Below are 1,224 nucleotides of genomic sequence, written 5' to 3' on the forward strand. Positions count from 1 at the left end.
CGCAAGTCGTTCCACTTGATCGATTCTTCGACGGGAACGACGATGAAGGTTCCATTGGCTGCAATCTTGTCCCTCATCCCGGAGTTCCGCTATTTCGAGACACTCTGCTTGGGTTGCTTCAGCGTCCTGACGTAACCGCCGTATACGCCCTGATCTCCGAGCTTGACCCAGACGATGACTCATGGCCTTTCACAGACACAGTTTTGGTGGCGGGCACTATCCAACCGGAGGCGCTCACTGAGGCTCTTTCGGCGCTTCAACCAGACTATGTCGCCTTCGCCGATCCAGACGAGATTGGTGAGTTGGGCATCGAGCCTCCTGTCGTTCAGGGTGTTACGGCATGGTGGGACTGATGCCTAACAATTCATTCAAGCCGACGCCGCTTCGCGGCGCGGCTTAATTCAGGCGTTAGGCGGCAAGGAGACAGAATGGCGATTTCAAGTTTCCGCCGTGAAGTGCTCAAGGCGTTCTCCTTTCCGGTAGTTCTGTTCGTAGCGCTTCCGTTCATCGTTACGATGTTCTCCGCGCCTTTGAGTTTTAGCAACGTCGTCCATGCCCTGCTGATTCTGCTAGCACTTCTAGTACCGCTTTATCTCACTGGTTTCATGCTCGCTCCCTGGGCCGGGAGGCGTCTTCCGGCCACTAAAGCTCCGGCGTTCCTCATGTCCACTGCCGCAGCTCTCGCGTCCGCGGTCTCGCTCAGCGTCTTGGTAGCTTTGTCAGGCAGCCCTTCGCTGTCCTTCAGCACCGCCGTCATCTTTGCGTTCTTTGCCCTACCGGCATCGGTGCTGGGCGCACTGCTTTTCATTGGGGGTTGCGCACGTCTACAAGCCAGCACGCCACCCGAGCATGGGAAGGTGTAGTTTTGCTATGTTGTCGCCTAACAATTCATTCAAGCCGACGCCGCTTCGCGGCGCGGCTTAATTCAGGCGTTAGGCGCTATGAAACAGATCATCGAAGCCATGAACCAGGAGGACTCCGCCGACGTTGAGGCGAAGCGCGACTGGGTCAAGAATCACTACGAGCCACATGCCCTAGACAAGTACAACACTGTCGAGGGCAAGCTGGCCTTGGTTGATGCAATTCTGACTAACGGATGGGTCTCGGCAGCAGACACACTCAAGCTGCAATGCCTCGGGATCACATTTGGTGACGCACTTGCGCAGCACATGGGACTGGACTGGGTTGCAGTTGAGGATGAGTATGGCCGTGACCCCGCGCTGA

3 protein-coding genes are annotated in these 1,224 nt (G+C 56.6%); all 3 read left to right on the forward strand.

Annotated features, from left to right (window positions below; all coding sequences use genetic code 11):
• Positions 1 to 353: hypothetical protein (locus FQY83_RS17855; RefSeq protein WP_238333548.1), on the forward strand; the 353-nt coding region annotated here is incomplete at its 5' end.
• Positions 354 to 428: 75 nt separating this feature from the next.
• Positions 429 to 863, forward strand: a complete 435-nt coding sequence (locus FQY83_RS17485) for a hypothetical protein (RefSeq protein WP_146389517.1) — start codon at positions 429 to 431, stop codon at positions 861 to 863.
• Between the two features lie 78 nt (positions 864 to 941).
• Positions 942 to 1,224 (forward strand): DUF3806 domain-containing protein (locus FQY83_RS17490; RefSeq protein ID WP_146385382.1); only part of this gene is annotated, 283 nt, incomplete at its 3' end.

Origin of the sequence: Luteimonas marina (genome assembly GCF_007859325.1) — a bacterium.
In the GTDB taxonomy this organism is placed as follows: domain Bacteria; phylum Pseudomonadota; class Gammaproteobacteria; order Xanthomonadales; family Xanthomonadaceae; genus Luteimonas; species Luteimonas marina.